Here is a 7,434-nt window from a genome sequence, read left to right on the forward strand (position 1 = left end):
GGGGGATTATACCTGTAAGTTTGGGCGCTGTACTCCCTTTGCCGAACCTGAATTCCCCGCAAATTATGTTTGAAAGCCTTTCATCGGGACCAGATCATAAAAACCCGCCTGAGTTTCCTCAAACGGGCTTTTTCTAAGCGTCACTTAATAACCGCGAAGAGATCAGAGTTCGAATCTGTCCAGATTCATCACTTTAGTCCAGGCGGCAACAAAGTCTTTCACGAACTTCTCTTTGGCGTCACTGCTGGCGTAAACCTCGGCGTTTGCACGTAATACGGCATTCGAGCCAAATACCAGATCGGCGCGGGTGGCGGAAAATCTGACTTCTCCACTGACGCGGTCCCGGCCTTCGAAACGCTCGCCGGAGCCATCCGTGGGTTTCCATTCGGTGCGCATATCCAGCAGATTCGAGAAGAAATCGGTATTAAGCTCACCGGTTTTCTCCGAGAACACGCCCAGATTACTGTCGTCGTAGTTAACGCCAAGCGCACGTAAACCGCCCACCAGCACCGTTAATTCCGGCACGGTCAGGGTCAGTTGCTGAGCCTTGTCGATCAGCAGATTTTCAGTCGAAGTATTCGCCGTTTCACCGCGATAGTTACGGAAACCATCTGCTTTCGGTTTCAGCAATTCAAACGACTCAATATCGGTCTGATCCTGACGCGCATCCACACGACCCGGCGTGAATGGCACTTCAATATCGACGCCAGCCGCTTTCGCTGCTTTTTCAACACCCACCACACCGGCGAGCACAATGACATCCGCCAGAGACACTTTCTGCAATGACTGCTGGATAGATTCCAGAGCAGGCAGTGCACGGGCTGCAACGGCATTGACGTCCCACTCTCTTTGCGGACGCAGCGCCAGACGCGCACCATTCGCGCCCCCGCGTTTATCGCCGCCACGGAAGGTAGACGCAGACGCCCACGCCACCGAGACCAGCTCACTGACGCTCAGACCGGAAGCCGCAATTTTTTCTTTCAGCTGCGCGATATCAGCCCCCGTAGGGTGATACACCGGAACCGGCAACGGATCCTGCCAGATGAGATCTTCTTTTGGCACTTCCGGCCCGATATAACGGGCTTTCGGCCCCATATCACGGTGCGTCAGTTTGTACCATGCACGGGCAAAAGCTTCGTTAAAGGCCTGCGGATCGCCGTGGAAACGACGCGAAATTTTCTCGAATTCAGGGTCAAAACGCAGCGTCAGGTCTGTCACCAGCATGGTCGGTTTGCGTTTTTTATTCGTATCGAACGGATCAGGAATGATATCCGGCGCATCGGCGGCTTCGAACTGAATTGCACCCGCCGGACTGCGGGTCTGCACCCAATTATATTTAAACAGGTTTTCGAAGAAGTAATTGCTCCACTGCGTCGGGGTCTGTGACCAGATCACTTCCAGACCGGACGTGATGGCATCCGCACCGGCACCGCTGCCGTGGCTGCTTTTCCAGCCCAGCCCCTGCGATTCAATTGGTGCGGTTTCAGGGTCAACGCCCACGTTGCTGGCATCACCTGCCCCGTGCGTTTTACCCAGCGTATGCCCCCCGGCGATTAACGCGACGATCTCTTCATCGTTCATGCCCATATTGCCAAACGTCGCGCGGATGGCCGGAGCTGCCGAAGCCGGATCACCACTGTGATTCGGGCCTTCCGGGTTGACGTAAATCAGCCCCATTTCTGTTGCGCCCAACGGTGATTTCGCCAGTTCTTCAGGATGACGATGCTCAAGCCAGGTAGTTTCATCGCCCCAGTTAATATCCAGATCCGGTTCCCAGACGTCTTCTCGCCCGGCCCCAAAACCAAAGGTGCGGAAACCGGAGTTTTCCAGCGCCACGTTACCCGCCAGTATATAAAGATCGGCCCAGGAAATTTTTTGACCGTATTTCTGCTTCACCGGCCACAACAGGCGGCGCGCTTTATCCAGACTGACGTTATCCGGCCAGGAGTTTAATGGCGCGAAACGTTGCTGACCGCGACCTGAACCACCGCGTCCGTCAACAGAGCGATAGGTTCCGGCGCTGTGCCATGCCAGACGAATGAACAGACCGATGTAACTGCCCCAGTCTGCCGGCCACCAGGGCTGCGAAGCAGTAAGCACCCCTTTGAGGTCGGCTTTTAATGCGGAGTAATCTAATTTGGCGAATTCTTTGCGGTAATCAAACGCTTCGCCCAACGGGTTTGAGCGATTTGAGTGCTGGTTCAGCAGGTCTACCCTGAGCTGGTTTGGCCACCAGTCACGATTATTTGTCCCGCCGCCAGAGGCTTTATTGGTGTTTCCTTCATGGAATGGACATTTGCCGGCACCGGCTTCTCTGTCTGCTTCAACAATTGGCTTTGCGTCTTTTGCTTCTTCATCAATAGAACTGCTCATGCTCACACTCCTGTTATGTAGTCTCATTGCTACTCTATACGCGGTTTTGAACAACTCACATCTGGATCACCCTATGTATTTGATAGACTTTGCCTTAGGACTTATGCGTGATTTTTGCGGGTTTTATCACCAAAAAATTTTTAACTCTGATTATAGAATAGCCACTTAATCGCAGAGGCTTCTCTGCCAGTGTCTCAAAATGAAAAAAGCCCGCCTGAGTTTCGTCCGGCGGGCTTTTGTTTCTTAAAACTTTCTTCAGCGATTATTCACGCCAGCCCATTGCAGGCGCGACATGTTTAAGTATTGATTCAATCACATGCACGTTGTAATCCACGCCGAGCTGATTCGGAACGGTGAGCAATAACGTATCGGCTTCGGCAATCGCTTCATCTTTTTTAAGCTGCTCGATCAAAAACTCCGGAGACGCCGCATAGCTGCGCCCGAAAATGGCGCGCGTTTTCTCATCAAGGAAACCGACCTTATCTCCGTCATTATTGCTGCCGCCGAAATAGGCGCGGTCACGGTCATCCATCAGGGCAAAAATGTTGCGGCTGACCGAGACCCGTGGTGTACGTGAGTGCCCGGCTTCGGCCCAGGCTTCCCGATATGCGCGGATTTGTTTGGCCTGCTGAATATGGAACGGTTCGCCGGTTTCATCATCCTTCAGCGTCGAGCTTTGCAGATTCATACCCAGCTTCGCGGCCCACACGGCGGTGGCGTTCGATCCCGCGCCCCACCATATACGCTCACGTAAACCTTCAGAATACGGTTCAAGACGCAGCATTCCCGGCGGATTTGGAAACATCGGTTGCGGATTCGGTTTCGCAAAACCTTCACCGCGCAGCGTATCCAGCAGCACTTCAGTGTGACGCCGCGCCATATCCGCTTCCGTTTCACCTTCTGCTGGCTGATAACCGAAATAACGCCAGCCGTCGATCACCTGTTCCGGCGAACCCCGGCTGATACCCAGCTGCAAACGACCGCCGGAAATCAGATCCGCCGCACTTGCGCTTTCCGCCATATACAGCGGATTTTCATAACGCATATCAATTACGCCGGTGCCGATCTCAATTTTGCTGGTCTTTGCGCCTACCGCCGCCAGCAGCGGGAACGGAGAAGCGAGCTGACGGGCAAAATGATGGACGCGGAAATACGCGCCGTCCGCGCCGAGTTCTTCCGCCGCAACAGCCAGATCGATAGATTGCAGCAACGCATCCGCCGCCGAGCGGGTGCCAGACTGTGGCGATGGGGTCCAGTGACCAAAAGATAAAAACCCAATTTTTTTCATCGTAATTCATCCTCAAAGTACGCAAAGCGATGTGCCAGCCGGTCTTGTGAGGTCTGGCGCAATAATACGTTTACTTTACGCGACTCAGGATGAGAATAAATATCAGTTGTTTAACAAAGCGGTTCAGTTTATTTGAAGGACATGGGGCATTTTTGCTTATTTTTTAATAACCTGAACAAAAAGTCTCCCATCGAAACGCAGAAACAAAAAAACCGTTGATCCCGAATTCATCCCCCGTTATCATGCGCCCCGTTCACACGATTCCTCTGTAGTTCAGTCGGTAGAACGGCGGACTGTTAATCCGTATGTCACTGGTTCGAGTCCAGTCAGAGGAGCCAATTTAGAAAAGCCCGCCTAAGGAAACTTAGGCGGGCTTTTTGTTTGTGGGATGTCTTCTATGAGCGAAAAGCAGAAGTTATTGCTTTAGCCTCATGATGTGGATATTAGTTTTCAGTATCAGATGAGATAATGCGTCTTGGATGTTATCTGTTGGACATTAACAGCCTAGACAACTGTTGCGCAGAGGCTCCTACCACAAGTGCAATAATCAAGACTCCCACAGTGGGTAATGTTCTGCCGGTAAAAAAGTATCCCAGGAATAAAACTGCGTAAGTAGCGACAATGCCGGTCAGCATAGAAATAATAAAAACGTGAGCTTTCATTACATCTCCTTATGACCCCGGCATAGCCGCCAGGGTTACTCACTCATTGAAGTTATTTAAAGGCTGACTTTCCTGCGAACTTCGCCGACGAGCCAAGCTCATCCTCAATTCGCATGAGTTGGTTGTATTTTTCGATACGCTCACCACGACACGGTGCCCCTGTTTTAAGATGGCCAGCACGCATGGCCACTGTCATATCGGCGATAAAGCTGTCCACTGTCTCACCGCTGCGGTGTGAGATAAAGGTACCCCAGTTGTTGTCATGACAAAGCTGAACCGCGTCAAAAGTTTCACTTAGGGAACCAATCTGGTTGAGTTTAATTAGTGCGGCGTTGGCAAGATTTTCATCAATACCGCGCTGAATATATTTCACATTGGTCACAAACAGATCATCGCCAACCAGTTCTAACTGATTTCCTAACGTATCGTGCAGAATTTTCCATCCCGCCCAGTCATCCTCAGCGAGACCGTCTTCAATCAGGGCAATAGGGAAGTTTTTCACCAGCGTTTGATAGTAGTTTGTCATTTCTTGTGAGGTCAGCTCGGCATTTTCTGTGCGCAGATGATATTTACCATCACTGTAGAACTCGCTGGAGGCGGGATCCATGCAGATAACAATGTCTTCACCAGGGCGGTAACCTGCTTTTTCAATGGCCAGCACAATCAGCTCCAGAGGCTCGCGATTTGAAGAAACAGCCGGTGCAAAACCGCCTTCATCCCCCACGCCGGTCGATAATCCCTTCTCAAGAAGAACCTGACGAAGTGCCTGATACACTTCACTACCCCAGCGCACGGCCTCCCTGAACGTAGGTGCACCACAGGGGGCAATCATGTATTCCTGAAAGTCTGCCCCTTGTCCGCGCGCATGGACACCCCCGTTAATGATGTTCATACAGGGCACCGGCAATAGATTTGCCCCAATTCCGCCCAGGTAACGGTACAAAGGCGTATGCGATAGTTGAGCCGCTAGCCTCGATACGGCAAGCGATACCCCCAGAATAGCATTTGCCCCAAGACGCGCTTTATTATCCGTCCCGTCGAGGGCGATCATGATGTTATCTATGCCGCGCTGGTCGCGCACATCATGCCCTTTAAGGCTGTCAAAAATTTCGGAGTTGACGCTTTCGATTGCGTTGAGAACGCCTTTCCCACCGAAGCGTGCTTTATCACCGTCGCGGCGCTCAATGGCCTCGCGAGAACCGGTACTGGCTCCTGATGGGACTGATGCTCTTGCAGTAGAGCCGCACTGGGTTGTGACGTCTACTTCTATGGTTGGGTTACGCCGTGAATCCAGAATTTCGCGTGCAACAATTTTATCAATAGTAAAGCTCATATAAACCTCGAATATCAGTGAGTAGTAATATGCTTAATCAACACATCGACGGTCAGGTGGTTGATGAATTCAATTGAATGGGAGGAGAGCATCCCGAACAGCCTGTTTCTATGTCCCATAATCACCAAATCTACAGCTGAATCTTTAACGTAGGCCTCGACGTCCTTAAAGCGACTGATGGTTACGATTTCATTCACATCCACGGGAAAGCTCGCCGCTTCAACCAACCGGCTAAGCATCGCTTTGGCCGCAATAATTTCAGCCGACTGGCGATCCTTGGTTAATGAGTCAGAAGCAATGTCTAACTCCCGATAATCTGAAGAGAGGTGTCCAAGGGTGATCACCGTCCCTTGTTCGTGGAACCCCTTTGCAACCCCCTGCAGCAGGAGTTGGCCGTCGGTTTCATCACTGAGCAATATCAGAGCATGTTTATAGATTGGCATTAATTACCTCGACGAGGTTGAGAGCGCGCCCGTCAACCACGGGAGTATGTCTTTTTTCCTACTGATAACGCCTGGAAGAGAAAGGCATGTGAGATCGAGCGCATTATTTTCTGAGAAATATAGCGTTGAGTTTTTCTGAAAAATGTCCGTGACGGCCAACATAGCCATGTCCAAATGGCAGGACTGGCACTCTTTTGTTAACGCGACAAGAAGGTCAGGGAGCACAGCGTCCGTTGCCGACATACCTGCCACTTCAATTTGTGAAAGCAATATCGACTTACCGTTAATCTGATAGCGCTTGGCGTCTTTCATAAGGAGTTGGTCGGGTGTCAGCCCAGCAATGTCGGTTTTAGCGATCAGCAGCCCTTCCACAAAGGCGTCATAATTCAGTTGGCTTATGCAGGATAACGCCTGCACGGCAGCCCTGTCGTGAGCGGTAGTGGTTGGGGATGTGAGCGCCACAGTATCACTCAATATCGCACCCAACATCAGTGTGGCCTGCGATGAGGAAATGTGCTGGTGATACTCAAGGTTAAGGATTTGCCAGAGTACGGTGGCAGAGCAGCCGACAGCGCGTATCCAGACATCCGGAGGATTTTGTGTGATGACCGTACCTAACCGGTGATGGTCTATGATGCCCACAATGTCACTGAAAGCTAAAGAGGGGGGACCCTGCTCCAAATCCGTAAAGTCGACCAGCCAGACCTGTTTTCCACTCAGGTCTTCTTTGAGTAGGTGAGGGGCTTCCACGTTGGCCTGTTGCAGAATAAACGCCGTCTCAGGGGTAATGTCACCAAGCCTGAAGGGGGTAGCGTGCTTTCCGAGGTGTTGAAGCCAGTCTGCTGTAACGAGTGCGCTGCAGATGCTGTCACTGTCGGGATTGAGGTGACCAAAAACACGGATCATAGCGGCTTCCTCTGACGAGGAAGATCGGTAACAGACGAGTAAAGATAGATTTTTTTCATAAGAGTACCTGACATACGTGCCTAAGAGAAAAAGCAAAAATGTATATCAGGCGTCATCATCCGAACTGGGCAGTCCGGCGGTTGGGAAAGGTGGAACACCATCACCTTACTTACGAATATAGGTGAAAAACTACCACTGTGCAATGTGCATTCTATGAAATATTAATATGAATGGAGGTCTTCTGATTGTCTTCTTGCCGACCGTATTTAATACAAGATGAAGAATCAATGTCCGCTTCTGGCTGTGAGTTCAACCGATGGATGCAACACATTGGTTAAAACGCTCTGCGGGTGATTCATAGTCTAGCGTTTTTCTTGGCCTCTCGTTGAGCTGCCTGGCAACACTGTTTAGTCTTAGCTGGCTGTGAAC

General features: G+C 51.1%; 6 protein-coding genes, 1 tRNA gene, 1 pseudogene and 1 riboswitch. Of the genes and pseudogenes, 1 reads left to right on the forward strand and 7 read right to left on the reverse strand.

Annotated features, from left to right (window positions below; translation table 11 throughout):
* Positions 1–162: 162 nt before the first annotated feature.
* The gene (katG, locus tag J1784_RS05655) at positions 163–2,373 is read right to left on the reverse strand and encodes a catalase/peroxidase HPI (protein ID WP_238485408.1); all 2,211 of its coding nucleotides are present in this window, start codon (positions 2,371–2,373) and stop codon (positions 163–165) included.
* A 262-nt stretch (positions 2,374–2,635) separates the two neighbouring features.
* Positions 2,636–3,661, reverse strand: coding sequence for an LLM class flavin-dependent oxidoreductase (locus J1784_RS05660; RefSeq protein WP_217148393.1), 1,026 nt, complete (start codon positions 3,659–3,661; stop codon positions 2,636–2,638).
* Between the two features lie 262 nt (positions 3,662–3,923).
* On the opposite strand from J1784_RS05660, the gene J1784_RS05665 reads away from it, so the two are divergent.
* Positions 3,924–3,999: transfer RNA gene (locus J1784_RS05665), tRNA-Asn, on the forward strand.
* Positions 4,000–4,143: 144 nt separating this feature from the next.
* Here J1784_RS05665 and J1784_RS05670 read toward each other — a convergent pair.
* The 5 genes and pseudogenes from J1784_RS05670 to J1784_RS05690 form a co-directional block, all read right to left on the reverse strand.
* Positions 4,144–4,323 (reverse strand): hypothetical protein, encoded by a 180-nt coding sequence (locus J1784_RS05670; RefSeq protein ID WP_217148394.1) that lies wholly within the window; start codon positions 4,321–4,323, stop codon positions 4,144–4,146.
* 52 nt (positions 4,324–4,375) lie between these two features.
* Entirely contained in the window at positions 4,376–5,656 is a 1,281-nt protein-coding gene (eno, locus tag J1784_RS05675) for a phosphopyruvate hydratase (protein ID WP_217148395.1), read from the reverse strand.
* Between the two features lie 14 nt (positions 5,657–5,670).
* Entirely contained in the window at positions 5,671–6,099 is a 429-nt protein-coding gene (locus J1784_RS05680) for a universal stress protein (RefSeq protein ID WP_217148396.1), read from the reverse strand.
* A gap of 3 nt (positions 6,100–6,102) precedes the next feature.
* On the reverse strand, positions 6,103–7,005 hold the full coding sequence (locus J1784_RS05685) for a manganese-dependent inorganic pyrophosphatase (RefSeq protein ID WP_217148397.1): 903 nt from the start codon (positions 7,003–7,005) through the stop codon (positions 6,103–6,105).
* A 99-nt stretch (positions 7,006–7,104) separates the two neighbouring features.
* A riboswitch (Fluoride riboswitch) is annotated at positions 7,105–7,179 on the reverse strand.
* Between the two features lie 135 nt (positions 7,180–7,314).
* A pseudogene (locus J1784_RS05690) lies at positions 7,315–7,434 on the reverse strand (IS30 family transposase); the annotation flags it as partial.

Origin of the sequence: Rahnella ecdela (assembly GCF_019049625.1) — a bacterium.
Lineage (GTDB): Bacteria > Pseudomonadota > Gammaproteobacteria > Enterobacterales > Enterobacteriaceae > Rahnella > Rahnella ecdela.